The sequence below is a fragment of the Enterobacteriaceae bacterium Kacie_13 genome, from assembly GCA_013457415.1.
In the GTDB taxonomy this organism is placed as follows: Bacteria; Pseudomonadota; Gammaproteobacteria; order Enterobacterales; family Enterobacteriaceae; genus Rahnella.
The window spans coordinates 1165519-1192437 of record CP045665.1; the positions used below are offsets into that span (position 1 = coordinate 1165519).

Sequence of the window (26919 nt, forward strand, 5' to 3'; positions counted from 1 at the left end):
CGGTGCCGATTTTATCATTTGTTGAGCCGTCATAATGGGGTATTGTGCGAGACGTTTCATCGCCAGACTCCATATTGGAAATACGGTATTTTTTACAACAACATTTTTGCTTCACAACAACAATGAGGGAATTTAAATGAGTCTTTTCATTTCCGATGCTGTCGCAGCGTCTGGCGCACCGTCACAGGGAAGTCCTTACTCTCTGGTTATTATGCTGGTCGTTTTTGGTCTGATTTTCTATTTCATGATCCTGCGCCCGCAGCAGAAACGTTCTAAAGAACACAAAAAACTGATGGACTCCATCGGTAAAGGTGACGAAGTGATGACTACCGGTGGCCTGATCGGTCGCGTAACGAAAGTGGCTGAAACCGGCTACGTTGTTATCGCACTGAACGACACTAACGAAGTGATGATCAAGCGTGACTTCGTGGCAGCAGTTCTGCCAAAAGGCACGATGAAGTCTATCTAATTTTCGATTTTCCCGAAGGGAACTGCCGTGTTAAACCGTTATCCTGCGTGGAAGTATCTGATGCTGATCATTGTGGTCATCGTCGGGCTGCTTTATGCACTTCCCAACCTTTATGGTGAGGATCCGGCTGTTCAAATCACTGGTGCTCGGGGTTCCGACGCCAGTGAAGCAACGCTGGACCAAGTCCGTAACGTATTAGATCAAAGCAAAATCCAGATCAAATCAGTTGCTCTGGAGAATGGCGCTATTCTTGCCCGTTTCAAAGACACGGATGTACAGCTTCGTGCACGTGAAGCGCTGACCGAAGCGCTGGGCGACAAGTTTGTCATTGCACTGAACCTCGCGCCGGCAACGCCGCGCTGGTTGAGCATGCTGGGCGCCGAGCCGATGAAGCTGGGCCTCGACTTACGTGGTGGTGTGCACTTCCTGATGGAAGTGGATATGGATACCGCGCTGAGTAAGCTGCAAGAGCAGACGATGGACAACATGCGCAGCGATCTGCGCGACAAGAATATTCCTTATGCCACGGTGCGTAAGCTCGACAACTATGGCGTTGAAGTGCGTTTCCGTGATGCTGCCACCCGCGATTCTGCGGTCAGCTATCTGAGCCCGCGTCACCGCGATTTAGTGATCACCAACAGCGGCGATAATGCTGTCAAAGTGGTGATGACTGATGCTCGTATGAATGAAGCTCGCGAGTATGCCGTTCAGCAAAACATCACCATCCTGCGTAACCGTGTTAACCAACTCGGTGTGGCTGAGCCGCTGGTACAGCGTCAGGGTGCTGACCGTATTGTGGTTGAACTACCTGGTATTCAGGACACCGCACGTGCGAAAGAAATTCTGGGCGCGACCGCGACGCTGGAATTCCGTCTGGTAAATACCAATGTGGATGCCACCGCTGCAACCTCTGGCCGTGTGCCGGGTGACAGCGAAGTGAAAAATACCCGTGAAGGCCGCCCGGTTGTCTTGTACAAACGCGTGATCCTGACCGGCGACCATATCACTGACTCCACCTCCAGCATGGATGAGTACAATCAGCCGCAGGTAAACATCTCTCTCGACAGTGCTGGCGGTAACGCCATGTCTAACTTCACTAAGGATAACATCGGCAAACCGATGGCGACCTTGTTCGTGGAATACAAAGACAGCGGTAAGAAAGATGCTAACGGCCGTTCAATTCTGGCGAAACAGGAAGAAGTCATCAACGTGGCGACTATTCAGTCACGTCTGGGTAACAGCTTCCGTATTACCGGCGTTAACGATCCGAATGAAGCCCGTCAGCTGTCTCTGCTGCTGCGTGCTGGTGCGTTGATCGCGCCAATTCAGATTGTTGAAGAACGTACCATCGGCCCGACCTTGGGTATGGAAAATATCAAGCAGGGTCTGGAGGCTTGTCTCGCAGGACTTGTGGTCTCAATTATCTTCATGCTGTTCTTCTATAAGAAGTTTGGCCTGATTGCGACCTCTGCGCTGCTTGCTAACCTGGTGCTTATTGTTGGGATCATGTCTCTGATACCAGGGGCAACACTCACTATGCCGGGTATTGCGGGTATCGTATTAACCCTTGCCGTAGCAGTTGATGCCAACGTACTGATTAACGAACGTATTAAGGAAGAACTTAGTAACGGACGTTCAGTACAGCAGGCTATTGAAGAAGGTTACAAAGGCGCGTTCAGCTCCATCTTTGATGCCAACGTCACGACGCTAATCAAGGTCATCATCCTGTATGCCGTCGGCACCGGGGCAATTAAAGGCTTTGCGATTACAACCGGTATTGGTGTAGCGACGTCAATGTTTACCGCAATCGTCGGTACCCGTGCCATCGTAAACCTGTTGTACGGCGGCAAGCGCATCAAAAAGCTGTCTATCTGAGGAGTGCGTTGTGGCACAGGAATATACTGTTGAACAATTAAACCACGGCCGTAGAGTCTATGACTTTATGCGCTGGGATTACTGGGCTTTCGGTATCTCTGGTTTCCTGTTGATCCTTTCTATCGCCATTATCGGTGTGAAGGGTTTCAACTGGGGTCTGGATTTCACCGGCGGTACGGTCATTGAAATCTCGCTGGAAAAACCGGCGGATTTGGACGTGATGCGCGCTTCGCTTGAGAAAGCAGGCTTTGCAGAACCGCTGGTACAGAACTTTGGTAGCAGCCGTGACATCATGGTTCGCATGCCACCGAGTAAGGGTGAAACAGGCGGCCAGGAACTGGGTGCTAAAGTTCTTAGCGTGATTAACGAAACGACCAGCCAGAATGCCCTGGTGAAACGTATCGAGTTCGTTGGCCCGAGCGTTGGGGCAGATTTGGCTCAAAATGGTGCTATGGCGCTGTTAGTGGCATTGATCGCTATCCTGGTTTACGTGGGTTTCCGCTTCGAGTGGCGTCTGGCAGCCGGTGTTGTTATTGCGCTTGCTCACGACGTTGTGATCACCATGGGTGTGCTCTCGTTGTTCCATATCGAGGTTGACCTGACTATTGTCGCTTCGTTGATGTCGGTTATCGGATACTCGCTTAACGACAGCATCGTAGTATCGGACCGTATTCGTGAGAACTTCCGCAAGATCCGCCGTGGGACATCTTACGAAATCTTTAACGTGTCGTTGACCCAGACGTTGCACAGAACATTGATCACATCCGGTACCACGTTAGTCGTGATCCTGATGTTGTATTTGTTTGGTGGTGCATTGCTGCGTGGTTTCTCACTGACCATGTTGATTGGTGTTTCAATCGGTACGGCTTCATCAATATATGTTGCTTCGGCGCTGGCCCTGAAACTGGGTATGAAGCGTGAACATATGTTGCAGCAAAAAGTGGAAAAAGAAGGTGCAGATCAGCCTTCGATTCTGCCTTAATCTGCTGATGGTTCAGTGATCAAAAAACCCCGCGCTGCGGGGTTTTTTTTGCCTGAAATTCGGGATGTTATGGCTGAACTGTGGCGGCAGAAGGCGGTACCGTGGCGACAATATTGTGCAGATGAACAAAGCCCAGCGTTTCCATCGTGACCTGACTAAACTTCACCTCGAAGGTTTTCACTGGCCCCGGTAACAAGTCCGGTTCGACGGTAATATTCTGGGTTTGCATATCTACCGTCAGCGGTTTACCGGTCACCGGATCCAACTGACCCCAGCTGAGTGACGCAGTAAACGGCGGCAGAGGTTGTCCGGTATTATTCTTCACTTCCAGCACGGCCTGTAATCCACTGGCGTCAGGTGCCACACGCAGCAGCGTGACGGTCAGTTCGCCCAAATCGCTTTTCAGCAACGCCGGACTCTTCGCCGCAGGCAGCAAATACACGCCGTTGGTGGACTGACGGTTAAGCGTAGTTTGCTGTTCCAGCGCGACCGCCAAATCAGTCAGTCGTTGCAGTTTCTGATTCAGCTGGCCCACTTCGGTTTTAAGTTCCGGCAATTGTTGATTTTGCTTCGCGCAGCCGGTCAGGCTGAGCAGTGCGGCGCAGGCCAGCCAAAGGCGGGGGTGTTTCGTCATATCAGAGATTTCCTTTCTTCTGCCCGATGCAACATCCGTCCGGGCACCAATAGAGATGCGTAAGTTTAACCCGATGTCTATGAAAGTAGCGACAGCCTTTGTTGTCGGCACACTTCGGGTTAAACTGATGTCCCATCGAGTTCGCGATCAGGAAGTGCTATGCATTGCCCATTTTGTGCCGCTGTTGATACTAAAGTCATTGATTCCCGCCTGGTGGGCGATGGATCGCAGGTTCGCCGTCGCCGTCAGTGCCTGGTGTGCCATGAACGTTTCACCACGTTTGAAGTGGCGGAACTGGTGATGCCACGCGTCATAAAAAGCAATGAAGTCCGTGAACCCTTTAACGAAGACAAATTACGTAGCGGGTTCCTGAAAGCGCTGGAAAAACGGCCGGTCAGTTCAGATGATGTTGAAACCGCCATCAGTCACATTAAGTCACAGTTGCGCGCCACTGGCGAACGTGAAATTCCGGCCAAAATGATTGGCGGTCTGGTGATGGATGCACTAAAAGGGCTGGATAAAGTGGCCTATATTCGCTTCGCATCTGTTTATCGCAGCTTTGAAGATATCCGCGAATTTGGCGAAGAGATTGCCCGTCTTCAGGATTAAGGACCGTGAATGCTGCCCGAAATAACTTCTGACGAACGTTATATGGCGCGTGCTTTCGAGCTGGCGCGCCGCGGACGTTTTACCACCACGCCAAACCCGAACGTCGGTTGTGTCATTGTACTGGATGGCGAAATCATCGGTGAAGGCTATCATGTGCGTGCGGGTGAACCTCATGCGGAAGTCCATGCGTTACGTATGGCAGGTGAAAAAGCCAAAGGTGCAACGGCCTATGTCACACTGGAGCCTTGCAGCCACCATGGGCGAACGCCGCCGTGTGCCGATGCGCTGCTGGCGGCAGGCATCACCCGTGTGGTCGCTGCGATGCAGGATCCGAACCCTGAAGTTGCCGGGCGCGGTTTATATCGTCTTAAGCAAAACGGTGTGGATGTCAGCCACGGTCTGATGCATTCGCAGGCGGAAGCCGTCAATCTTGGTTTCCTCAAGCGGATGCGCACCGGTTTCCCTTACGTGCAGCTGAAAATGGGCGCCTCGCTGGATGGCAGAACGGCCATGGCCTCGGGCGAAAGCCAGTGGATCACCTCTGCTGCCGCACGCGCTGACGTTCAGCGTTTTCGCGCAGAAAGCTCAGCTATTCTGAGTACCAGCGCCACCGTACTGGCGGATAATCCTTCGCTGAATGTGCGCTGGAGCGAACTGGGCAGCGACGTTCAGACAATTTATCCCGAAGAAAATCTGCGTCAGCCGCTGCGGATTATTCTCGACAGCCAGAACCGCGTTACGCCCGAGCATCAGTTGGTGAACTTACCGGGGAACGTACTTCTGGCGCGTCTGGATAAAGACAATCACGCCTGGCCTGAATCCGTAGAACAATGGTGCGTTCCCGGCCGCGATAACCGTATCGATCTGGTTCTGCTGATGATGCAACTGGCAAAACGCCAGATAAACTCCATCTGGGTGGAAGCTGGCGCACAACTTGCCGGTGCCTTATTACAAGCCGGTCTGGTTGATGAATTAATCGTTTATATGGCGCCTAAGTTATTGGGTAATAATGGCCGGGCGCTGTGTGCACTGCCCGGATTGCATTATCTGAGTGATGCGCCGGAATTCACTTTCAGTGATGTCCGGCAGATTGGCCCGGATCTGCGTTTACACATGAAACCGCAATATTGAAATAAAGCGCTGAAACAAAGCACAGAAAGCACAGAAAGCTACGTACCGAGAATTTTACGCCTCCTTGTCCGCATGGGTTTAAAAGCACATGTCCAGACAGGGGAATTTTATGATAGAATCCGCCCCCCTGCGGCTGGGGTTGAGAAACTCCTGAACCCACTTTAAGGAAAACTATGAACGTTATTGAAGGTGTTGTAGCCACGCCTAACGCGCGCGTAGCGATCGCGATTGCTCGTTTTAACAATTTCATCAACGACAGCCTGCTTTCCGGTGCTATTGATGCGTTGAAACGTATTGGTCAGGTCAGCGATGACAACATCACCGTAGTCTGGGTCCCGGGCGCATACGAATTGCCTCTGGCAACCCGTGCTCTGGCTGAAAGCGGTAAGTACGACGCCGTGGTTGCACTCGGTACCGTGATCCGCGGGGGCACTGCCCACTTTGAATTCGTCGCGGGCGAATGCAGCTCTGGCTTGTCCAGCGTCGCAATGAACAGCGAAATCCCGGTTGCCTTTGGTGTGCTGACAACAGAAAGCATTGAACAAGCCATTGAACGCGCAGGGACAAAAGCCGGTAACAAAGGTGCAGAAGCTGCACTAACCGCGCTTGAAATGATTAATGTTATCAAGGCTATTAAGGCCTGAATCTAGTTAAGGGGAAATCCGTGAAACCTGCTGCTCGTCGCCGCGCCCGTGAATGTGCCGTTCAGGCGCTTTACTCCTGGCAGTTGTCGAAAAATGACATCGCCGATGTTGAATTAGAATTCCTGACCGAGCAGGATGTCAAAGACGTAGACATTGCCTATTTCCGCGAACTGTTGTCGGGTGTAGCAAACAGTGCAGAGAAACTCGATGCATTGATGGAGCCATACCTGTCACGTCAGCTGGATGAATTAGGCCAGGTGGAAAGAGCGATCTTGCGTCTGGCTCTGTTTGAGCTGAGCAAGCGCCAGGATGTCCCTTACAAAGTGGCCATCAATGAAGCAATCGAACTGGCGAAAACCTTCGGTGCTGAAGACAGCCACAAGTTTGTCAACGGTGTGCTGGACAAAGCGGGCCCGCATATTCGCAAGAAATAATGTCAGCCAGAGTCAGCGTTTCTGATAAATGATCACACTCATTTTCAGCCGGATACGCGCTCTGTTGATAGTCTGGTGATGTCACCTCGCTTATCCTTTGTGTGGCACCCCTCTTAAGGCCGGTTTTCCGGCCTTAAGTCATTCTAACGATTTGGAATTGTACTATGGCATCCGGCGAATTTGACGTTATCAATCGCTACTTTAACCGGTTCAGAACCGCCCGGCAGGATGTTCAGTTAGGCATTGGTGATGATTGTGCCTTACTGACGGTTGGCGAAAAGCAGTTACTGGCCGTCAGTACTGATACGCTGGTCGAAGGCATTCATTTCCTTAAAACCATTTCTCCGGCCGATTTGGGTTACAAAGCGCTGGCCGTGAATCTCAGTGATCTAGCCGCAATGGGCGCGGATCCGGCCTGGGTTTCTCTCGCACTGACACTGCCAGAGGTGAAAGCAGACTGGTTAGAGGCGTTCAGCGACAGCCTGTTCGAACAACTTAATTATTACGGCATGCAGCTGATTGGCGGCGATACTACGCGCGGCCCGCTGAGCATGACGTTGACCATTCAGGGTCTGGTTCCCGTTGGTCGTGCATTAACACGTTCCGGCGCAGGCGTTGGCGACTGGATTTTCGTGACCGGCACGCTGGGTGACAGCGCGGCGGGTCTGGCCATTCTCCTTGAACAGCTGAACATCAGCGATGCTGATACCCGCAAGTTCCTGCTTAAGCGCCATCTGCGGCCCTCACCACGCGTTTTGCAGGGGCAGGCACTGCGTGATTTAGCCACGTCTGCCATTGATCTTTCTGATGGTCTGATCTCCGATTTAAAGCATATTCTTAAAGCCAGCGATTGCGGCGCGCGTCTGGATCTCGACGCTATCCCATTCTCTGACGCGATGAAGAAAATTGCCGATCCTGAGCAGGCGCTGAAATGGGCACTGACCGGCGGGGAAGACTATGAGCTTTGCTTCACTGTACCTGAAATCAACCGTGGCGCGCTGGACGTTGCGCTGAGCCATCTGGGCGTGGATTTCACCTGCGTGGGTCAGATCGCACCGCTTTCGGAAGGCATTAAGTTCTTGCGAGGCGGTAAACCGGTAGAGCTGGAATGGCAGGGTTTTGATCACTTCGCCTGACGGGACGATTTGAAGGTTTAGTTCAATGTGAAAAAGGCGTGACAGGTTAACTCTGCCGCGCCTTTTTGTTTTCAGCTCCAAATGTTACGTAAATCCTATTCAAAACCAACGGCTTTATGTGGCACATAAGCCATTTCCAGCTCGGCGATTTCTTCGATGGTCAGCCTGATATCCAGCGCGCCAATTGCGTCGTCGAGATGAGCAGGGCGGGAAGCACCGATTATTGGCGCGGTGATCACGTGTTTGCTGAGGATCCACGCCAGCGCGATTTGTGCGCGGGGCACGCCGTGGTCTTCGGCAATTTTACCCACGCGCTCAGCGATTTTACCGTCAGCTTCGTCCGTGGCATCATACAGCGTATTGGCAAAACTGTCGGACACTGAACGCGCAGTAGTTTCGCCCCACGGACGCGTTAACTTCCCTCTCGCCAGCGGGCTCCACGGAAGTACAGCAATATTCTCTTCAAGGCAAAGTGGATACATTTCTTTTTCTTCTTCGCGCTGGATCAGATTGTATTGATCCTGCATCGAGACGAAACGAGCCAGCCATTTTGCTGCGAAATGTCCAGCGCCTGTTTAAACTGATGGGCGTGCATTGATGATGCACCGATAAAACGCGCCTTACCGGCTTTTACCACATCGTTGAGCGCTTCCAGTGTTTCTTCAATGGGCGTGTTGTAATCCCAGCGGTGGATTTGCAGCAGATCGACGTATTCCATGCCGAGGCGACGCAGGCTGTCGTCGATGGATTGCATGATGGAGGCGCGTGACAATCCGCCTTCCAGGCCAGTGATCGGATAAAACACTTTGGTGGCAACAACGATTTCATCACGTTTTGCGAAATCCCTCAGCGCACGTCCGACGATCTCTTCGCTGCTGCCGTCAGAATAGCTGTTGGCGGTATCAAAAAAGTTAATGCCCGCATCCAGCGCCTGTCTGATGATTGGGCGGCTACTTTCTTCCGGCAGCGTCCAGGCATGTCTGCCGCGATCCGGTTCGCCATACGTCATACAACCCAGACACAGTTGCGATACTTTCAACCCGGTTTTTCCCAACGTGGTGTATTGCATCTCTCCGTAAAAGCCTGCGCCATGTCCGGCAGGCGTTAAAAAATGATTAGCATGCTTAACTGTAGCTCACGGAACGGCGGGATTGTGTAAGAGAAGGGAATGTAGTGGGGCAAACCCCTCTTTCAGGCGAAAGAGGGGGAAATAATCAGGCCAGCCAGTCGGTGATTTGACGGTCGATACCTTCGGCATCCAGCCCGACGTCATGACGGATTTCGTCCTGCGTACCCTGTGGCACAAACTTGTCCGCCAGACCGATATTCAGCACCGGCACCAGCATACGTTTTGCCATCAGCAGTTCATTCACGCCACTGCCAGCGCCGCCCATAATGGCGTTTTCTTCCAGCGTCACCAGCACTTCGTGGCTGGCGGCCAGTTCCAGAATCAGGGCTTCGTCCAGCGGTTTCACAAAGCGCATGTCCACTACGGTGGCATTACGTTTTTCAGCGGCTTCAAGCGCATCCGGCAGCAGTGTACCAAAGTTGAGGATCGCCACTTTTTCACCTTCGCGACGCAACCTGCCTTTACCGATCGGTAATGACGCCAGTGGTCCGCAGGTCGCGCCGGTACCGGTGCCACGCGGATATCGCACCGCCACCGGACCCGCATTGTGATGATAACCGGTGTGCAGCATCTGGCGACATTCGTTTTCATCACTTGGCGTCATGATGATCATATTCGGGATACAGCGCAGGAAGGAGAGGTCGAACGCGCCCTGATGTGTCTGGCCGTCAGCGCCGACGATACCGCCGCGATCGATAGCAAACAGCACCGGCAGATTCTGGATAGCCACGTCGTGGATCACCTGATCGTAGGCACGTTGCAGGAAGGTGGAGTAGATGGCCACGACCGGCTTGTAGCCACCAATCGCCAGACCGGCCGCAAAGGTCACGGCGTGCTGCTCGGCAATCGCCACGTCAAAATACTGCTGCGGATATTCGCGGGAAAAGCGCACCATGCCGGAGCCTTCGCGCATCGCAGGTGTCACCGCCATCAGCTTGCTGTCTTTGGCCGCCGTTTCGCACAACCAGTCGCCGAAGACTTTCGAATAGGTCGGTAAACCCTCTTTGCCTTTTGGCAAAATACCGGAAGCTGGATCGAATTTTGGCACCGCATGCCAGCCGATCGGATCTTTTTCGGCAGGCGCGTAGCCTTTGCCTTTTTTGGTCATGATGTGCAGCAACTGCGGACCTTTCAGGTCACGCATGTTTTTCAACGTTTGCACCAGCGCCACCACGTCGTGCCCGTCAACAGGACCAATGTAGTTAAAGCCCAGCTCTTCAAACAGCGTGCCCGGCACCATCATGCCTTTCAAATGCTCTTCTGTACGGCGCACCAACTCTTTAATAGGTGGAATGCCGGATAAGACTTTCTTACCGCCTTCACGCAGATGAGAATACAACTTACCGGACAACAGCTGTGCCAGGTGATTGTTCAGCGCCCCAACGTTTTCGGAAATCGACATTTCGTTGTCGTTGAGGATAACCAGCATGTCGGGTTTGATATCACCGGCGTGGTTCATGGCCTCAAAGGCCATACCGGCGGTGATAGCGCCATCACCAATGACGCAGACAGTGCGGCGGTTTTTGCCTTCACGCTCGGCGGCAACGGCCATGCCCAGACCGGCGCTTATCGACGTCGAAGAGTGACCAACGGACAATGTGTCGTATTCGCTCTCACCGCGCCAGGGGAACGGGTGCAGTCCGCCTTTCTGACGGATTGTCGAAATCCGATCACGGCGCCCGGTCAGAATTTTATGCGGATAGGCCTGATGGCCTACGTCCCAGACCACGTGGTCGAACGGCGTTTTATAGACATAATGCATGGCTACGGTCAGCTCAACCGTTCCCAGACCGGAGGCGAAGTGTCCGCTGGACTGGCTGACGCTGGCCAGTAAATACTGGCGCAGTTCGTCGCAGAGCTTAGGCAGGCTCTCTTTAGGAAGTGAACGGAGATCTTCAGGATTCTCCGCCAGCGCCAGTGTCGGGTATTTGGCTAATTCAAGACTCATCAGTTGCTCATAGTAAGTATTAATTATCGCGCTCAATAACAAAGCTGGCTAACGCGAGAAGTGGCGCTGTGTTGTAAGAAAGCGCGGCGAGCTGGTCCAGTGCGGAAACGGCTTCCTGATACAGGTCCATGGCCTTGGCCTTTGCGCCGTCGAGCCCCAGCAGGGCAGGGTAAGTACTTTTACCCAGTTGTTCATCAGCACCCTGACGCTTGCCCAGCGTGGCGGTATCGCCAATCACGTCCAGAATGTCGTCCTGAACCTGAAACGCCAGGCCAATCGCCTGTGCATAGGTATCCAGTATAGGCAATACGGCGCGTCCGGTATTGCCGGCCGCCAGCGCACCCATCCGCACTGCGGCGCGGATCAGTGCACCGGTTTTATGACGGTGAATTTTTTCCAGTGCATCAAGGCTGACCTGCTGGCCTTCAGCGGCCAGATCCAGCGCCTGTCCACCACACATGCCGCTGGCACCGCTTGCAGTAGCCAGTTCAGACACCATCGACAGACGGTCTTTTACCAGTACGTCCGGCATGTCGCCGTCGGCTAAAATAGTGAAAGCCAGTGTTTGCAGCGCGTCTCCGGCGAGGATCGCATTCGCCTCGCCGAATTTGATGTGGCAAGTCGGCTGGCCGCGGCGCAGATCGTCGTCATCCATGGCCGGGAGATCGTCATGGATCAGCGAATAGGCATGAATGCATTCGACCGCAGCAGCAGGCGCATCAAGATTTTTAAGATCCAGCCCGAACAGCTGGCCGGTGGCATACACCAGATAAGGGCGCATACGTTTACCCCCGAGCAGCGCACCATAGCCCATCGCTTCAACCAGAGGTAAATCAGCCAGCGGCTGCGCGTCAATGTAGGCGGTCAGTACGCTATCGACACGCTGCTGCATGGCGCGCAGCTCACGGGAGAACTCGCCTGACTGAGAAAGAGACATCGCTTCAGACATAAACCTTTACTCAGCTTGCGGTGTAAAAGGTGTCAGCGGTGCATCTTCATCGCTGTCGAGCAGGATCTGTACACGCTGTTCGGCCTGCTGCAGTTTTTGCTGGCCCTGACGGGCGAGCTGGACGCCTTGCTCAAATTCATTCAGGGCATCTTCTAATGGCAATTCGCCTGACTCAAGACGGGCAACAATCTGTTCCAGGTCGGCCAGAGCCGTTTCAAAATTGGCGGGTGGTGCAGATTTTTTCGGCATAATTCTCTTTCAATATCGTTGATCAGACTCGGTGACCAGAGCGCTGAGACGGCATATGCGGTTCTCAGCCTCGGAAGACATCCCGTTAAGCATGGCACTGCTGCTTGGTTTTGCGCGCAGAATATCCATGAAAAGTGATATACTCTGCGCCGCTGAGTTTATTGCTAAGCCCAATGTGGCACAAAACTGATGATTCATAAACAAACATAAGGCTTAGCAATAATAGGATCCTAGATCCTTATTCAGCGACTTACTACCCCGTTTTTTAACCTGCTAACAAAAGACTGCCATGAAGTTTATCATTAAATTGTTCCCTGAAATCACCATCAAGAGCCAATCTGTGCGTTTGCGGTTCATTAAGATCCTCTCAAGCAGCATTCGCAACATTGTGCGACCGCATGATGAGACGCTGGCAGTCGTTCGCCATTGGGATCATATCGAAGTTCGCAGTAAAGACGAAAGCAAACACGATCTCATCCAGGAAATGCTGTGCCGTATTCCGGGTATCCGCTACGTGGAAGAAGTAGAAGATCGTCCTTATACCGACATGCACAACATTTTCGAACAGGCGCTCGACGCGTATCGTTCTGAAGTGGAAGGCAAAACCTTCTGCGTACGCGTAAAGCGTCGCGGTAAGCATGAGTTCAGCTCCGGCGACGTAGAACGCTACGTGGGCGGTGGTCTGAACCAGCATATCGAGTCTGCGCGGGTGAATCTCACCTCACCAGAAGTGACGGTGAAACTTGAAATCAACGACGATAAGCTGGTGCTGGTGAAAAGCCGTCTCGAAGGTCAGGGTGGTTATCCAATCGGTACGCAGGAAGACGTGATGTCGCTTATTTCAGGCGGTTTCGATTCTGGCGTTTCCAGTTATATGCTGATGCGTCGCGGCTGTCGTGTGCATTACTGCTTCTTTAATCTCGGCGGCGCAGCACATGAAATCGGCGTAAAACAGGTGGCTCATTACCTGTGGAACCGTTTTGGCAGTTCACACCGCGTACGTTTTATCGCTATTGATTTCGAACCGGTGGTCGGTGAGATCCTGGAAAAAATCGAAGACGGGCAGATGGGCGTCGTTCTTAAACGTATGATGGTACGCGCAGCGTCTTCTATCGCGGAGCGCTACGGCGTTCAGGCGCTGGTGACCGGCGAGGCGCTGGGTCAGGTATCGAGCCAGACGCTGACCAACTTACGTCTCATCGACAACGTGTCCGACACGCTGATCCTGCGTCCGCTGATTTCTCACGACAAAGAACACATCATCAAAATTGCCCGTGAGATAGGTACTGAAGACTTCGCCAAAACCATGCCGGAATATTGCGGCGTGATTTCCAAAAGCCCGACCGTGAAAGCGGTGAAAGCCAAAATCGAAGCCGAAGAAGCGATGTTTGATTTCTCGGTGCTGGATAAAGTGGTAAGCGAAGCGCGAAACGTTGATATCCGTGAAATCGCTCAGCAGGCCGCTCAGGAAGTCCCGGAAGTCGAAACCGTGGCGAAGTTTGTGGCTACCGATATCGTGCTTGATGTGCGTGCGCCGGATGAAGCCGAAGCCGAACCGCTGGAGCTTGAGAATGTCGAAGTGAAGACGCTGGCATTCTATAAGCTGGCGACGCAGTTCGGCGATTTGGATCAGAGTAAAACCTATTTGCTGTACTGCGATCGCGGTGTCATGAGCCGTTTGCAGGCGCTGTATCTGAAAGAGCAGGGCTTTAATAATGTGAAGGTCTATCGTCCGTAGAAGATCTTCGGACTCAACAAAAGGGGTTCAGCTGCGCTGAGCCCCTTTTGCTTTCTGATATATCGGTCAGGATTCGCGGGCACCTTCGTCGGTGTAGTTGTAAATCCCTGGCGAGAGCACCAGCTGCGCGGCGATTTCTGCCGCTTTGGCTTTACCGAGGAGCAGATCGATAATCTTTAGCGCAAACTCCATCGACGTGCCCGGTCCCTGGCTGGTCAACAGATTAACGCGCGGATCGAAAATCACCCGGCGATCTGACCATTTATTCGGATCGATTTTATCGCGTAGCCCTGGGAAACCGGTCATATTGCCCACCGGGAACAGGTCGTGATATTCCAGTACCAGCGCGGGTGCGGCGCAGATTGCAGCGACAATTTTCCCGCTGATGTGCATCTGACGGACTTTCTCCACCAGCAGGGGGCTTTCGCTGAAACAGGTTGCTCCGCCCAGGCCGCCCGGCAGAACGATCACGTCAAAATCTTCGTCGGCGACGTCCACCAGCGCGACATCCGCCAGAATGCGCACGCCTCGCGAGCAGCGGATTTCCAGATTACCGTCGCCTGCTACGCTGGCAGTGGTGACGCGAATGCCTGCGCGAACCAGCAAATCTATGGCGGTGACTGCTTCAATCTCTTCGCTACCAGGTGCCAGGCAGACCAGAACTGATGCGCTCATAGTCATTTTCCTTTCTTTTAATTTGTTCAAATAGTCGGGTGTTTACCGGCAGGCTCAGCCCATGTTTGCGCCCGCGGCGCAGCACATAACCGGTAATATAATCGATTTCGGTGTGACGCTGATGACGGATGTCCTGCAACATTGAGGAATGGTTGGCCGCTGTAGTGTCGATCACCTGATAGACAAAACTCAGCAGTGATTCACTGTGGATCTCATATCCCTCGATCGCCATTACCTTCGCAACTTCCAGACAAATCTGCTCAATCTGATCGGCGTAACCGATCAGATCGCCGTTGGTACATTCATGCAGGGCGGTGAGCGGATTGATAACGCAGTTGACCGCCAGCTTGTTCCATAGCGACGGCCTGATGTTGTCGTGCCACGCAACGTCTGGCAGCGCATGATGCAGGGTATCTGCCAGCCCACTGTGCGCCGAGCCCCGCGCCGTCACCGGGCCGATGTGAGTCATGCCAGAGGCCACGTGCAAAATCGCGTTACCTTCGTGCCGGGCGGCGTGGGTGGTGGCGCCTTGTAAGATAGCCAGCCGGTTAGCTGGCAACTCCTCCACCGTGCCCATGCCGTTGTGTAACAACAAAATGGTGCAATTATCATTGAGCATCGGCATCAGGGCGCTGACTGCACCGGAAACCTGCCACGCTTTGAGCGTCACCAGCAGCAGCTCGCTTTGCGCCAGATGCTCTGGATCGTTGGTCGGCATATTTCGGTTAAACGCCACGCCTTCCGGGGAAATCACGTTGACGGCGCAAAAAGGCTGCGCAATGCGGATCCACCCCTGTACGTCGTGACCTTGCTGATAAAGGGCTGATAGCCAAAGTTGTCCCAGCGCACCGCAACCTAATACTGTAATTTTCATTGTGCCTCCTGGGAGTGGTGGCGAAATACGCCGTAGGAATCGGGTGTAGAAAGAATATTCTGCTGTCCGGTTATCGTATTAGTATAGACATTTGTGCTGCACATCACATTTTCACCTGCACTTTTTGACCACCGTGCCCATTTGTGGCTGGAACTTTGCTGTCGTTTGGCATCGGCGGTTGAAGGCGGTATTATGCACGCCATATAACGTGCAATACAAAACTACAGGGAGAAGCGATTATGCCGTCTTTTGACATTGTTTCCGAAATCGACATGCAGGAAGTTCGTAACGCCGTGGAAAACGCCAGCCGTGACCTGCAAACCCGCTGGGATTTCCGCAATGTGCCAGCCAGCTTCGATCTCAACGAAAAAAATGAGAGCATCAAAGTGGCCAGCGAATCTGATTTTCAGGTCAATCAGCTGGTGGATATTCTGCGTGAGAAGTTAGCCAAGCGTGGGATCGAAGGCGGCGCGCTGGAAATTCCAGAGCAGATGGAACATAGCGGTAAAACCTACAGCGTGGAAGCCAAACTGCATTCGGGTATTGAATCGACACTGGCGAAGAAAATCGTTAAGCTTATCAAAGACAGTAAGATTAAAGTCCAGGCGCAGGTTCAGGGCGATGAAGTTCGCGTAACCGGTAAAGCACGTGATGATTTGCAGGCAGTGATGGCGCTGGTGCGTAACGGGAATTTGGGACAGCCGTTCCAGTTCAAAAATTTCCGCGACTAATCACCGTCGTTTTTTGAGCTGCAACTCCAATGACCTGGTTATTTAGTGATGAGGGACGCTTATGGCGTCCCTTTTTAATACGTGCTATTTCTTCTGTTGCAGGCGTTTCACCAGCTCGAAGTCTTTGAAGTAGATCGGTTTGTCGTACTGAATCGAGAGATTCCCGGCGATCCCGGTGAGGATCGACATTGCCCCGGCGCGGTGATCGGCGGCGCGCTTTAACGGATCCTCTTTGCGTTCGCCGAACAGATCTTCGAGCATCGCGTTATCACCGCCGCCGTGCCCGCCTTCACCGAGTGAGAATTCGGCTTCCCACGCTTTGGCAAACAGCGGATACACCATAATCTTCGCTTCTTCCAGACACCCCTCGTTTTCACGTTTACCGCCTGCATTCACGTAGGACATCTCGACTATTTTCATTTCAATACGGCCTTTGGTGCCGTTGAAGACTACGTTCAGCCCCTCCCACGGAAGATAAGCGTTCAGCGAATAGGTCATCTGCACTTTGTTCTGATATTTCACCAGCACCGATAGTGTATCTTCAATGCTGATGCCGTCGCTGAACACGCTCTGGTCGCGAAAATAGTAGTCCTCGTGCTCAGCATCCAGATACAGCGCTTTGAGCTGGGCGTTATCTGCCATGTTAAGAGCGAAAGGATCGTTCTCTGCTTGTGAATAGCCGTGTGCCCGCGGGTAAAACTCCGTTACGCCGCGCTTCTCGGCATTCTCTTTACCATAAAAACGCAGGTCGCCCTGTGCATAAACTTTTTCCGGCGTACTGTTAAGCCAGAAATTCATCAGATCAAAATGGTGGGTGGATTTGTGCACCAGCAGGCCGCCAGAATTGCGCTTTTCACGGTGCCAGCGGCGGAAATAGTCTGCGCCGTGTTCGGTATTGAGCAGCCATTCAAAATGCACAGAAAGGACTTCGCCGATGGTGTCCTGCATCAGCAGTTCGCGGATTTTGCTGTGGTGCGGCGCATAGCGATAGTTGAAGGCTACGCGAACCTGATAGCCAGTAGCATCAACCGCATCGAGAATACGCAGCGCGCGGTTTTCATCGATGGTCATCGGCTTTTCGGTGATCACATCACAACCGGCATGCAGGGCGCGGACAATGTAATCGTCATGTGTGCGATCCACACTGGTGACAATCACGATGTCGGGTTTAGTCTCACTGAGCATGTCGCCGAAGTCGGCGGCTTTCCAGGTGGGAACCGGCGCGATGTCACGCTGCGCCAGTTGTTGATTTGCATAATTCATGCGTGTCTGATTGGTGTCGCAGAAAGCCACAAACTGTGCGTTATGGCGGTATTTGCCGGTGATCGCGTCAATGTATAAACCAGAGCGTCCACCGGTGCCCACTAAAGCATACGTTTTCATGAGATCCCCAAAGGCTGAAAAGCCGTCATGGCTGCCAGAATTTTTATTAAGGAATTCCTGAGGATAATGATTACGTGAGATTTTAAAGTGAGGTGTATCACAGCGGCGACATCAAAATGAAATGGCGTGCCATTTTCAGAGGCACGCCAATATTTACAACAGTAAGGAGATTTTAATCAGGCAGCGCTGACCAGCTGTTCCAGCGCCTTACGGTTGGTCTGTTTAGTATCAACTTTCACGTAAGCGCTGAATTCCTCCGGCACAACCACTGCTTCAGCCACACCTGGCTGCGCCATGATACGTGCCTGCAGGGCGGAGTCTTTCACGGCCAGTTCAGACAGCGTGATGCGAAGACTGCTGACGTACGGCGGTTCGGTCATGGTCGAACTGACCAGCAGCCAGACAACGGCAATGGCCGCGCACACCAGGAAGACCGCGCCCGCACCCGCATTACCGTAAACATAGCCACCTAAACTGCCGCCAATCGCCACGCCGATAAACTGGCTGGTAGAATAAAGCCCCATTGCGGTGCCTTTATATCCGGCCGGAGATTCTTTACTGATAAGCGAAGGTAAAATCGCTTCCATCACGTTGAAGGCAAGGAAGAACAGCTGGATACCGGCGATGACTGCCCACAAATGCAGACCGGCAGACCACAGCACGATTTCAGCCAGCAGTAAAACCGCCACGCAGCCCATAAAAACCTGCTTCATGTGGCGCTTTTTTTCGGCGTAAATTATCACCGGGATCACCGCGACAAATGACGTCAGCATAGTGACCAGATACACCCGCCAGTGTTCACTTGGCGGGAAACCCGCGTGTTCCATCACCTGCGGCAACACCACAAAGCTCGACATCAGCAGGATGTGCAGGCACAGAATGCCGAAATTCAGCTTCAGTAATTTCGGGTTGCTCAGCACTTTGCCGAAGCTGCCTTTCACCATGCTCGATTCGCGATTGAGAATATGCGTGGCAGGGGAGGGGACGACGGCGACGGTAATAATAATACCGACGATGGTCAGCGCGGCAATCGCCCAGAACAGTGCATGTAAACCCCAGGCGTGCGTGATGATTGGGCCGAGTACCATCGCAATCGCAAACGTCACGCCGAAACTGATGCCGATAAAGGCCATCGCTTTGGTGCGGTTCTGCTCGCGGGTGAGATCCGACAGTAGCGCCATGACCGCGGCGGCAATTGCCCCGGAGCCTTGCAGAGCACGACCAATGATCACGCCCCAGATGGATTCAGTCGAGGCGGCAACGATGCTGCCGATACAGAAAATGATCAAACCAAAGACGATCAGCGGTTTACGGCCAACACGGTCAGACATTAATCCAAACGGGATCTGGAACACGGCCTGCGCGAGGCCATAAATACCGATTGCGATGCCGATCAGCGTTTCGCTGGCACCGGATAACGCCATACCGTAGGTGGTCAGGACGGGAAGAACCATGAACATGCCGAGCATGCGTAAAGAAAATACTGTCCCTAGTCCCCATGTTGCCCGACTTTCCTGCGGGGTCATCTGGTTATCGTTCACATTACTACCTCAAAATAACAATCGTGCATTGTAGTGCTTTTGGCGAGTTGGGGTAAAACGATGGATCTTTAGCAGATATTACGGGTTTTGCTTTCCGTCAGAACAAAAGAAAAGGCCAGTATCGCTACTGGCCTTTCAGTGTGCTGATTATCGGAATGAACGACAGCGCGTCAGGCTAACAGCTCGGATCACCAAACGTAGGTTAGCAGCGATGTCGGTGCGGAATTAAAATCCACAGACATCATGAAGCTCAACGACATAATGGTCACGATGGAGAAGCCAAACAACTTCCTCGCCCAGACCACGTCGTTTTCAGCCTTGTAACCTTTCAGTGCCATGCCCAGCCACCACACACTCACTGCACCCGCGACAATCAGGTATTTATAACCTGCGTAGCCGCTCAGGGTAAGCATCAGCGTGGCAATCATAAACGCCAGAATGTAGACGGTAATATGATGCTTGGCGACGGAAATGCCTTTCACCACGGGCAGAACCGGGATGCCTGCTGCCTGATAATCTTTGAAGCGGAAGATGGCAATCGCGTACGAATGCGGCATCTGCCACAGGCTAAATATCAGAAGCAGGATCAGCGCACCGGTATCAAACTGGCCGGAAACGGCACAGTAACCAATTACCGGTGGCGCCGCGCCAGACAAGCTGCCGATCAGCGTGCCGTAGACCGAGTTGCGTTTCATGTACAGGCTGTAAACGCCGACATAAATCACAAAGCCCATCACCGCCAGCCACATGGCCAGCGGATTGGCGCCGATATACAACAACGCAAAGCCCACAATACCCAGAATAGTGGCATAAACCAGGGTTGTTTTCGGCGGAATAAGTCCTTTTACCAGGGCCCTGTTCTTCGTTCTTTCCATGATCCGGTCGATGTCGCGGTCGATGAAGTTGTTAAACACACAACCCGATGCGACGACCAGCGAAACGCCCACCAAAGTGGCGAGAAAGAGTGGGAAGTCGATGTTGCCTTTGGCAGCAAGGAGGAATCCCCCGATGACAGAAATTAAGTTGCCGAAAATAATTCCTGGTTTCGTTACTTGCAGGTATTGCTTAATCATCACGTGCAGCTCGGCTCTTTAACTGACCATCATATTGAGGTTGAGGTTATACATAATCCACAATGAGCCCACAACGACGATAAAGATAATCACAGCGGTGAACAGAAATGCCACCAGATTCCAGCGAGCTTCCGACGCAGTACTTAAGTGCAGGAAGAACACCAGATGGACAACGATCTGGATGACCGCGGATGCAACCACGGTACCAATGATCAGTGAATGCGAAGCAGTATCGCTCATGACCATGGCGAACGGGATAACCGTCAGGATCACTGACAGGATGAAGCCAATCAGGTATGACTTCACGCTGCCGTGGCTTGCGCCGCCGTGGGAAGTGGCAGAATGACTCATGCTAATACCCCCATCAGGTAAACAACGGTGAATACACAGATCCAGACAACGTCCAGGAAGTGCCAGAACAGGCTCAGGCACATCAGACGGGTTTGGTTAACGGCGTTCAGACCACGACGACTTACCTGTACCATCATGATGATGATCCAGATCAGACCACAGGTTACGTGGATCCCGTGAGTTGCTACCAGCGCAAAGAACGCTGACAGGAAACCACTGCGATCCGGGCCGAAACCTTCTTTGATCAGGTGATGGAATTCATACACTTCCATACAGATGAAGCCCAGACCGAACAGGAAGGTCAGGAACAACCAGCCGTTGACCGCTTTTACGCTGCCCTTGTTCATGCCAAGCATCGCCATGCCGTACGTAATACTACTGAACAGCAGGAAGAAGGTTTCTACCAGAACGAACGGCAGTTCAAAAATGTCTTTACCAGTCGGGCCACCCGCGGTCCCGTGCACCAGCACCGCGTAAGTTGCGAATAAGCTCGCAAACAGTACGCAGTCACTCATCAGGTAGATCCAGAAGCCGAAGACTTTGGTCTCACCCGCGTCGTGGTGCCCATGCTCTGCATGGGCTGCGTCGTGGTTAGTCAGGGTATCAGTTGCCATGTTTCACACCTGCTTTACGGATTTGTTCATGATGAAGATTTTCAATACGTTCGACTTCTTCAGCTGATACGTAGTAATCAACATCTTCGTCGAAGCTTTTCACAATCCAGGTCACAACCAGTGCGAGGAAGCTTACTGCTGCCAGCCACCAGATATCCCAGATTAATGCGAAACCACAAACCAGACTCAACATAGCGATGATGAAGCCTGCGCCGCTGTTACGTGGCATATGAATTTTTTCATATTTTGCAGGTTGCTTGTAAGCGGTGCCTTTCTCTTTCATGTCCCAGAATTCGTCGCGGTCGTGAATTTGCGGCACGATAGCGAAGTTGTAGAACGGAGGAGGAGAAGAGGTTGACCACTCCAGAGTACGTGCATCCCACGGGTCACCGGTCAGATCGCGGTTCTGGTCGCGGTCGCGGACAGAAACAAAGATCATGATCAGCTGGCAGAGGATACCGATAGCAATCAGCGCTGCACCGCACGCGGCGATAACCAGCAGCGGATGGAACTCAGGATCGATATTCTGGCTGACACGACGGGTCATCCCCATGAAGCCCAGTACGTACAGCGGCATGAATGCAACGAAGAAGCCGATGATCCAGAACCAGAATGAACGCACACCCCATTTTTCATTCAGCGTAAAGCCGAAGGATTTAGGGAACCAGTAAGTCAGACCTGCGAAGCAACCGAAGACCACACCACCGATGATAACGTTGTGGAAGTGAGCAATCAGGAACAGGCTGTTGTGCAACACGAAGTCAGCACCCGGAACCGCCAACAGAACGCCGGTCATACCGCCCACAGAGAAGGTGACAATGAAGCCAACGGTCCACAGCATCGCTGCGTTCAGCGTGATACGGCCCTGATACATGGTGAACAGCCAGTTGAAGATTTTTACCCCGGTCGGGATAGAAATGATCATCGTCATGATGCCGAAGAAGGCATTGACGTTAGCGCCTGAACCCATGGTGAAGAAGTGGTGCAACCATACGACGAACGACAACACGGTGATGGCGATGGTTGCCCATACCAGCGAGGTGTAACCAAACAGACGTTTCTTAGAGAAGGTTGCGGTAACTTCAGAGAACACACCAAAGACTGGCAGAACCAAAATGTACACTTCCGGATGGCCCCAGGCCCAAATCAGGTTGATGTACATCATCATGTTGCCGCCCATATCATTCGTGAAGAAATGGGTGCCCAGATAACGGTCTAAAGTCAGCAATGCAACAGTTACGGTCAGAATCGGGAAGGACACGATAATCAACACGTTGGTGCACAGTGCGGCCCAGGTAAATACCGGCATTTTCATCAGCGGCATGCCTGGTGCGCGCATCTTAAGGATGGTCGCAAAGAAGTTAACACCGGTCAGTAAGGTACCAATACCGGATATCTGTAGACTCCATATCCAATAATCGACCCCTACCCCCGGACTGTATTCCTTACCGGACAACGGCGGATAAGCCAACCAGCCAGTCTGCGCGAATTCACCGACACCCAGAGAGATGTTGATCAGAATCACAGCAGCAGCGGTGAACCAGAAGCTGACGTTGTTCAGGAACGGGAACGCAACGTCGCGTGCACCGATCTGCAAAGGAACCACCACGTTCATCAAACCGATAACGAAAGGCATCGCCATGAAGAAAATCATGATCACGCCGTGCGCGGTAAAGATTTGGTCGTAGTGATGAGGCGGCAGGAAGCCAGGTTCACCCGCAGAAGCGAGTACCTGCTGGCTACGCATCATGATGGCATCGGCAAAGCCACGCAACAGCATGACGAAAGCCAGAATGATGTACATGATACCTAATTTTTTGTGGTCGACGGAGGTCAGCCACTCGGTCCACAGATACTTCCACTTGCCGAAATAGGTGATACCGGCAACAACTGCCAGACCGCCCAGGATTATTGCGGCAACGGTGACCATGATAATCGGTTCATGATACGGAACCGAATCAAGCGTTAATTTTCCGAACATCGTTTATTCCTCGGCTCCGGCTGCGTGAGACTGTCCACCCATATCCATGCCTTTCATGTCAGTGCCTGCAGGCATTGGCATGGTATGACCTTCTGGCGCTGCCTTCATGTCATGCATGGAGTATTTGCCAATGATTTCTTTGAACAGGCCTGGTTTAGCGACAGAGAAATATTCGACCGGGTTGTCGATGCTCTGTGCAGCCAGTTTGTTGAAGTCATCAGTGGTTGCCAGTTGGTTCGGTGCGCTTTTCACTTTCGCTACCCAGGTGTCGAAATCGCCACGGGTTGGGGTCGCAATCGTGTTGAACTTCATGCCAGAGAAACCACGGCCACTGAAGTTTGACGAGATGCCTTTGTAGGTACCGGCTTCATTTGCAATCAAATGCAACTGAGTCTGCATACCCGCCATCGCGTAAATCTGTCCGCCTAACTGAGGAATAAAGAACGAGTTCATCACAGAGTCTGAAGTGACTTTGAACTGAACAGGCACGTCTTTCGGGATAACCAGTTCGTTAACAGTTGCGATGCCCTGTTCCGGATAAATGAACAACCATTTCCAGTCCAGAGAAACGACTTCTACCGTCATCGGTTTTTGGTCAGATACGATTGGCTTGAACGGATCAAGCGCATGGGTGGTCTTCCAGGTAATCGTTGCCAGAATGGCAATGATAATAATTGGAACAGTCCAGACGACGGCTTCAATTTTGTTGGAGTGGGACCAGTTAGGACTGTAGGTTGCTTTTGTGTTGGAAGCACGATACTTCCACGCAAAGGCAAACGCCATGATAATAACTGGAATAACAACGATCAGCATTAAACCGATTGCCGTTAAAATCAGCGTTCTCTGTTCAAGTCCAATTGCTCCCTTGGGATCCATCAATGCCGTATTGCAACCGCTTAACATTAACGCGGAAGCAAATAAGGACAACATCCCAATACTTTTATTGTATTTCTTAAGTCTCATCTAACGACCTCAATAACTAGGGCTCTATTGTCGCTTCAGGTGTGCGGGCATTTTACGGGAAGGTTGCAGGACTGTAAACACGCTTAAACAAGTGTCAAAGCGCTGTTGACACTTTATGTTAACGCAGTCACACATGTCACGGATCGTGACAATTCACAGTGGGCAACAATATGTTGCGTATAGATTTTTTTCTATAGTGATGAAAAACAAGGGGTGTCGAAATTTGTAAATATTATTCTCACCGATTATTCGGCTGGAAGGTTTAATTAATGTTAAATTAATGTAGATTTAAGGTGAAATAAAAAGCATCAAATGACCGCCGAAAAAATAAAAACAGAAAATAATATTTTTTCCGACGGCAAATTGTTGAGCAATATTTATAGATGAATTGTTAAATTGCCTCCGCCATTCATTTTGAAAATGAACGGCGGAAAATCAGGCGCGTGCACTGCGGCGCAGTGACAGGAAATCCAGCAGGCTGCCGAGGAAAATTCCCGCCAGACAGATGAATGCTCCGGCTTCGAGCAGCATCACTGCCAGCGATTGCCACGACGCCCAGCCAAGACTGTTCACCATCAGCGTTAACAGCCAAAGACCGAGCAATACGCTTCCGGCAACCATGCAGCGCAACGCCCAGCGATACGGTGTGGCGAAGTGGATACGCGGCAGGAAACTGTCGGTTTTTTGCGTGTACTCCAGCGTGTCGCGACAGACTGCCAGCAACAGCAAACCAGGAACAGCGGCCACGATAGAGAACAAATAAAACCATGGCCAGCCATAGGCTTCGACAAACCAGCCCGCAATCGGCCCGACATACACGCGGCCCACGGCGGAAAGCGCAGAAAGCAGTGCGAACTGCGTGGCGGAGAATGATCGGTTGCAGAGCGTCATTAGCAGGGCAACAAATGCTGCCGTACCCATGCCGCCGCACAGGTTTTCAAAGAAGATTGCAGCGCCCATGGAATAGAGATGTTTGTCGGTTACTGCGAGGATCCAGTAACCAGCGTTGGAGACGGCCTGCAAAATCCCAAACAGCATCAGCGCGCGGAACAGGCTCAGACGTTGCATCAGCATCCCGCCGAACAGGGCACCGACGATCGTCGCCAGCAGTCCTAATGATTTATTCACCAGTCCGACTTCCCCTGCATCGAACCCCACGCCGCGAATTAAAAAAGTGGTACTCAGGCTGCCGGCAAAGGCATCGCCCATTTTGTACATCACGATCAGCAGTAAAATCAGCCACGCGTTGTTGCGGCCAAAGAAGTCTTTCAGCGGTGCGACCACCGCCATTTCGATGGTGCGTGGTGCGGGTTGTGAATTTTCCGGATCCGGCGCCATCAGCGTCGCCAGCACACCGCACAGCATCAGGGCTGCCATCAGCCAGTACATGTGCTGCCAGCCGAGATAGCGGTCGGCGAGCCACAGTGCCAGCCCACCGGAAACCAGCATCGCCAGCCGGTACCCCAGGACCGAAACCGCTGCACCATTGCCGCGCTCTTCAGCGGGCAGTAAGTCCGTTTTATAGGCGTCAAAGACGATATCCTGTGATGCAGAGGCAAAAGCAATCAGAACCGCCAGCGCCGCCAGCCAGAACAGATCTTTCGACGGATCCATAAAGCCCATACCGAAAATCGCCATCACCAGCAGCAGTTGCGTCAGCACCAGCCAGCCGCGCCTGCGCCCGAGAAAAGAGGGCGTGTAGCGGTCCATCATCGGCGACCACAGGAATTTGAAGACGTAAGCCTGACCGACCAGCGAGAAGATACCGATGGTTTTCAGATCGACATTCTCGACCGTCATCCACGCCTGTAACGTGCCGGAGGTCAGCGCCAGCGGTAATCCTGAAGCAAAACCCAGCAGCAGTAAAATGACCGTATTACGCTGTGTGAAAATCTTAAAATACTGACTGATCATGAAAAGTATGTTCCTGCGGACAGGTGAAAGAGTGGTGCATGGGCATAATAAAGGAAGGGTTGCTTCACGGGGAGTAAATTCACGGACTTTATAGAGCATTCTGCCCGGACAGGCCGGGCAGAAAGTATCAGGCTGACAACAATGAAAACTTAACGCGCGTTCGCTTTGATGAAGTCGCTGATGCTGGTGTCTGACGCCATGTCGCTGATGACATCGCCCAGCGTGGTGTTCACCGCGGTGGTGATTTTAGCGTTAGTGGCAGACAGCGCGCCCTGAACGTTATAAGTCGAGCGGTAGTTTTTCACCTGCTTGCTGCCATTTTTCGCAGTAGCAATGATGGAGATGTCTGCTTTGGTGGTGATGTTGTAACGCAGATTACCTTCCTGAACGTCCGCATACAGGTTGTTCACGACGATTTGCAGATCGACTGTACCGTCAGCACCCACCATATAACCGCGTGCGGTCATTTGTTTTTCAAGAGACTCTTGCAACAGGAAACGCAGGTCGCGTGAAGGGGTCAGGGAAATCAGCTGGCCATCGCGGTTAACTTTCGCCAGTGCCTGATCCTTACGTTGGTCAGCACCATTTACACTGATAGTGATGCCCTGGAGCGTTGGGTCTTGTGAAGGCAGAACGATTTTTGGCGAAACGTCCAGCGTGTTGGTGCTGGTGGCGCAGCCTGCCAGCATCAACATCGCCAGAACAGGGAAAATGATTTTCTTTAACATGTGTGTTTTCTCAATATTTATAAGGGAATAGTGCTCATAATTATGCCGACATCATAACATTGCCATTTGCGGGGGGAAGTCCCAACAATCTGGAAAAGTGATTTTTTAGCGCTTTATTTCATCAGGTCTGCTGATTACGGTCTTCATCCATGGCTTAACCGCAG

At 52.3% G+C, this 26919-nt stretch carries 25 protein-coding genes and 1 pseudogene; 10 read left to right on the top strand and 16 right to left on the bottom strand.

Translation table 11 applies throughout. The features are described 5' to 3' along the window. The first annotated feature begins 136 nt into the window (after positions 1 to 136). The 3 genes from yajC to secF are packed head-to-tail and all read left to right on the top strand — an operon-like array spanning position 137 to position 3326. On the top strand, positions 137 to 469 hold the full coding sequence (gene yajC, locus GE278_05265; GenBank protein QLK60218.1) for a preprotein translocase subunit YajC: 333 nt from the start codon (positions 137 to 139) through the stop codon (positions 467 to 469). 27 nt (positions 470 to 496) lie between these two features. Then, positions 497 to 2344: a protein translocase subunit SecD gene (gene secD / locus GE278_05270; GenBank protein QLK60219.1), complete on the top strand. Its 1848-nt coding sequence runs from the start codon at positions 497 to 499 to the stop codon at positions 2342 to 2344. A 10-nt stretch (positions 2345 to 2354) separates the two neighbouring features. After that, positions 2355 to 3326, top strand: coding sequence for a protein translocase subunit SecF (gene secF / locus GE278_05275; protein ID QLK60220.1), 972 nt, complete (start codon positions 2355 to 2357; stop codon positions 3324 to 3326). A gap of 67 nt (positions 3327 to 3393) precedes the next feature. On the opposite strand, the gene GE278_05280 is transcribed toward secF, so the two are convergent. Beyond that, on the bottom strand, positions 3394 to 3960 hold the full coding sequence (locus GE278_05280; GenBank protein QLK60221.1) for a DUF3251 domain-containing protein: 567 nt from the start codon (positions 3958 to 3960) through the stop codon (positions 3394 to 3396). Positions 3961 to 4119: 159 nt separating this feature from the next. Here GE278_05280 and nrdR point away from each other — a divergent pair, with 159 nt between their 5' ends. The 5 genes from nrdR to thiL all read left to right on the top strand — a co-directional run bounded on the left by nrdR (position 4120) and on the right by thiL (position 7914). After that, positions 4120 to 4569, top strand: a complete 450-nt coding sequence (gene nrdR / locus GE278_05285) for a transcriptional regulator NrdR (protein QLK60222.1) — start codon at positions 4120 to 4122, stop codon at positions 4567 to 4569. Positions 4570 to 4590: 21 nt separating this feature from the next. Then, complete coding sequence (gene ribD, locus GE278_05290; protein ID QLK63205.1) at positions 4591 to 5700, top strand: bifunctional diaminohydroxyphosphoribosylaminopyrimidine deaminase/5-amino-6-(5-phosphoribosylamino)uracil reductase RibD; 1110 nt, start codon at positions 4591 to 4593, stop codon at positions 5698 to 5700. 173 nt (positions 5701 to 5873) lie between these two features. Further along, a complete protein-coding gene (gene ribE / locus GE278_05295; protein ID QLK60223.1) occupies positions 5874 to 6344 on the top strand; it encodes a 6,7-dimethyl-8-ribityllumazine synthase in 471 nt (156 codons plus the stop codon). A gap of 20 nt (positions 6345 to 6364) precedes the next feature. Then, positions 6365 to 6778 carry a transcription antitermination factor NusB gene (gene nusB, locus GE278_05300; protein QLK60224.1) on the top strand — a complete coding sequence of 138 codons (414 nt, stop codon included), beginning with the start codon at positions 6365 to 6367 and terminating at the stop codon, positions 6776 to 6778. A 164-nt stretch (positions 6779 to 6942) separates the two neighbouring features. After that, positions 6943 to 7914, top strand: coding sequence for a thiamine-phosphate kinase (thiL, locus tag GE278_05305; protein QLK60225.1), 972 nt, complete (start codon positions 6943 to 6945; stop codon positions 7912 to 7914). Positions 7915 to 8009: 95 nt separating this feature from the next. Here the strand turns inward: thiL and GE278_05310 are convergent. The 4 genes and pseudogenes from GE278_05310 to xseB form a co-directional block, all read right to left on the bottom strand. After that, positions 8010 to 8983, bottom strand: a pseudogene (locus tag GE278_05310) (aldo/keto reductase). A 145-nt stretch (positions 8984 to 9128) separates the two neighbouring features. After that, positions 9129 to 10991, bottom strand: coding sequence for a 1-deoxy-D-xylulose-5-phosphate synthase (locus tag GE278_05315; GenBank protein ID QLK60226.1), 1863 nt, complete (start codon positions 10989 to 10991; stop codon positions 9129 to 9131). 19 nt (positions 10992 to 11010) lie between these two features. Continuing rightward, the gene (gene ispA / locus GE278_05320; GenBank protein QLK60227.1) at positions 11011 to 11940 is read right to left on the bottom strand and encodes a (2E,6E)-farnesyl diphosphate synthase; all 930 of its coding nucleotides are present in this window, start codon (positions 11938 to 11940) and stop codon (positions 11011 to 11013) included. Between the two features lie 6 nt (positions 11941 to 11946). Beyond that, positions 11947 to 12189 carry an exodeoxyribonuclease VII small subunit gene (xseB, locus tag GE278_05325; protein QLK60228.1) on the bottom strand — a complete coding sequence of 81 codons (243 nt, stop codon included), beginning with the start codon at positions 12187 to 12189 and terminating at the stop codon, positions 11947 to 11949. Positions 12190 to 12478: 289 nt separating this feature from the next. On the opposite strand from xseB, the gene thiI reads away from it, so the two are divergent. Continuing rightward, a complete protein-coding gene (gene thiI, locus GE278_05330; GenBank protein QLK60229.1) occupies positions 12479 to 13927 on the top strand; it encodes a tRNA 4-thiouridine(8) synthase ThiI in 1449 nt (482 codons plus the stop codon). A 66-nt stretch (positions 13928 to 13993) separates the two neighbouring features. Here thiI and yajL read toward each other — a convergent pair whose 3' ends face one another. Both yajL and panE read right to left on the bottom strand, forming a co-directional pair. Then, positions 13994 to 14602: a protein deglycase YajL gene (gene yajL / locus GE278_05335; protein QLK60230.1), complete on the bottom strand. Its 609-nt coding sequence runs from the start codon at positions 14600 to 14602 to the stop codon at positions 13994 to 13996. Further along, positions 14565 to 15476, bottom strand: a complete 912-nt coding sequence (gene panE, locus GE278_05340; GenBank protein ID QLK60231.1) for a 2-dehydropantoate 2-reductase — start codon at positions 15474 to 15476, stop codon at positions 14565 to 14567. Before panE ends, yajL begins: the two co-directional genes overlap by 38 nt. Before the next feature lie 239 nt (positions 15477 to 15715). Between panE and GE278_05345 the strand changes: the two genes are divergently transcribed. Continuing rightward, the gene (locus tag GE278_05345; GenBank protein QLK60232.1) at positions 15716 to 16207 is read left to right on the top strand and encodes a YajQ family cyclic di-GMP-binding protein; all 492 of its coding nucleotides are present in this window, start codon (positions 15716 to 15718) and stop codon (positions 16205 to 16207) included. Between the two features lie 84 nt (positions 16208 to 16291). Here GE278_05345 and GE278_05350 read toward each other — a convergent pair whose 3' ends face one another. The 9 genes from GE278_05350 to GE278_05390 form a co-directional block, all read right to left on the bottom strand. Continuing rightward, a complete protein-coding gene (locus tag GE278_05350; protein ID QLK60233.1) occupies positions 16292 to 17590 on the bottom strand; it encodes a gfo/Idh/MocA family oxidoreductase in 1299 nt (432 codons plus the stop codon). Positions 17591 to 17766: 176 nt separating this feature from the next. Continuing rightward, positions 17767 to 19131, bottom strand: coding sequence for an MFS transporter (locus GE278_05355; GenBank protein ID QLK60234.1), 1365 nt, complete (start codon positions 19129 to 19131; stop codon positions 17767 to 17769). 188 nt (positions 19132 to 19319) lie between these two features. After that, positions 19320 to 20204, bottom strand: a complete 885-nt coding sequence (cyoE, locus tag GE278_05360) for a protoheme IX farnesyltransferase (GenBank protein ID QLK60235.1) — start codon at positions 20202 to 20204, stop codon at positions 19320 to 19322. Between the two features lie 18 nt (positions 20205 to 20222). Then, entirely contained in the window at positions 20223 to 20555 is a 333-nt protein-coding gene (locus tag GE278_05365; protein ID QLK60236.1) for a cytochrome o ubiquinol oxidase subunit IV, read from the bottom strand. Next, entirely contained in the window at positions 20552 to 21169 is a 618-nt protein-coding gene (locus GE278_05370; GenBank protein QLK60237.1) for a cytochrome o ubiquinol oxidase subunit III, read from the bottom strand. Before GE278_05370 ends, GE278_05365 begins: the two co-directional genes overlap by 4 nt. Then, complete coding sequence (locus tag GE278_05375; protein QLK60238.1) at positions 21159 to 23150, bottom strand: cytochrome o ubiquinol oxidase subunit I; 1992 nt, start codon at positions 23148 to 23150, stop codon at positions 21159 to 21161. The genes GE278_05370 and GE278_05375 overlap by 11 nt, the downstream gene beginning before the upstream one ends. Before the next feature lie 3 nt (positions 23151 to 23153). Next, positions 23154 to 24113: a cytochrome o ubiquinol oxidase subunit II gene (locus GE278_05380; protein QLK60239.1), complete on the bottom strand. Its 960-nt coding sequence runs from the start codon at positions 24111 to 24113 to the stop codon at positions 23154 to 23156. A gap of 435 nt (positions 24114 to 24548) precedes the next feature. Then, a complete protein-coding gene (ampG, locus tag GE278_05385; GenBank protein ID QLK60240.1) occupies positions 24549 to 26027 on the bottom strand; it encodes a muropeptide MFS transporter AmpG in 1479 nt (492 codons plus the stop codon). Positions 26028 to 26176: 149 nt separating this feature from the next. Continuing rightward, on the bottom strand, positions 26177 to 26755 hold the full coding sequence (locus GE278_05390; protein QLK60241.1) for a hypothetical protein: 579 nt from the start codon (positions 26753 to 26755) through the stop codon (positions 26177 to 26179). Between the last annotated feature and the right edge of the window lie 164 nt (positions 26756 to 26919).

Coding starts and splice junctions, on each gene's coding strand:
- GE278_05370 (QLK60237.1), bottom strand. CDS start 21,169: ATGGCAACTGATACCCTGACTAACCACGACGCAGCCCATGCAGAGCAT.
- GE278_05350 (QLK60233.1), bottom strand. CDS start 17,590: ATGAAAACGTATGCTTTAGTGGGCACCGGTGGACGCTCTGGTTTATAC.
- GE278_05345 (QLK60232.1), top strand. CDS start 15,716: ATGCCGTCTTTTGACATTGTTTCCGAAATCGACATGCAGGAAGTTCGT.
- xseB (QLK60228.1), bottom strand. CDS start 12,189: ATGCCGAAAAAATCTGCACCACCCGCCAATTTTGAAACGGCTCTGGCC.
- GE278_05315 (QLK60226.1), bottom strand. CDS start 10,991: ATGAGTCTTGAATTAGCCAAATACCCGACACTGGCGCTGGCGGAGAAT.
- panE (QLK60231.1), bottom strand. CDS start 15,476: ATGAAAATTACAGTATTAGGTTGCGGTGCGCTGGGACAACTTTGGCTA.
- thiL (QLK60225.1), top strand. CDS start 6,943: ATGGCATCCGGCGAATTTGACGTTATCAATCGCTACTTTAACCGGTTC.
- ispA (QLK60227.1), bottom strand. CDS start 11,940: ATGTCTGAAGCGATGTCTCTTTCTCAGTCAGGCGAGTTCTCCCGTGAG.
- nrdR (QLK60222.1), top strand. CDS start 4,120: ATGCATTGCCCATTTTGTGCCGCTGTTGATACTAAAGTCATTGATTCC.
- GE278_05365 (QLK60236.1), bottom strand. CDS start 20,555: ATGAGTCATTCTGCCACTTCCCACGGCGGCGCAAGCCACGGCAGCGTG.
- ampG (QLK60240.1), bottom strand. CDS start 26,027: ATGATCAGTCAGTATTTTAAGATTTTCACACAGCGTAATACGGTCATT.
- GE278_05380 (QLK60239.1), bottom strand. CDS start 24,113: ATGAGACTTAAGAAATACAATAAAAGTATTGGGATGTTGTCCTTATTT.
- yajL (QLK60230.1), bottom strand. CDS start 14,602: ATGAGCGCATCAGTTCTGGTCTGCCTGGCACCTGGTAGCGAAGAGATT.
- yajC (QLK60218.1), top strand. CDS start 137: ATGAGTCTTTTCATTTCCGATGCTGTCGCAGCGTCTGGCGCACCGTCA.
- GE278_05375 (QLK60238.1), bottom strand. CDS start 23,150: ATGTTCGGAAAATTAACGCTTGATTCGGTTCCGTATCATGAACCGATT.
- cyoE (QLK60235.1), bottom strand. CDS start 20,204: ATGATTAAGCAATACCTGCAAGTAACGAAACCAGGAATTATTTTCGGC.
- GE278_05280 (QLK60221.1), bottom strand. CDS start 3,960: ATGACGAAACACCCCCGCCTTTGGCTGGCCTGCGCCGCACTGCTCAGC.
- ribE (QLK60223.1), top strand. CDS start 5,874: ATGAACGTTATTGAAGGTGTTGTAGCCACGCCTAACGCGCGCGTAGCG.
- thiI (QLK60229.1), top strand. CDS start 12,479: ATGAAGTTTATCATTAAATTGTTCCCTGAAATCACCATCAAGAGCCAA.
- GE278_05390 (QLK60241.1), bottom strand. CDS start 26,755: ATGTTAAAGAAAATCATTTTCCCTGTTCTGGCGATGTTGATGCTGGCA.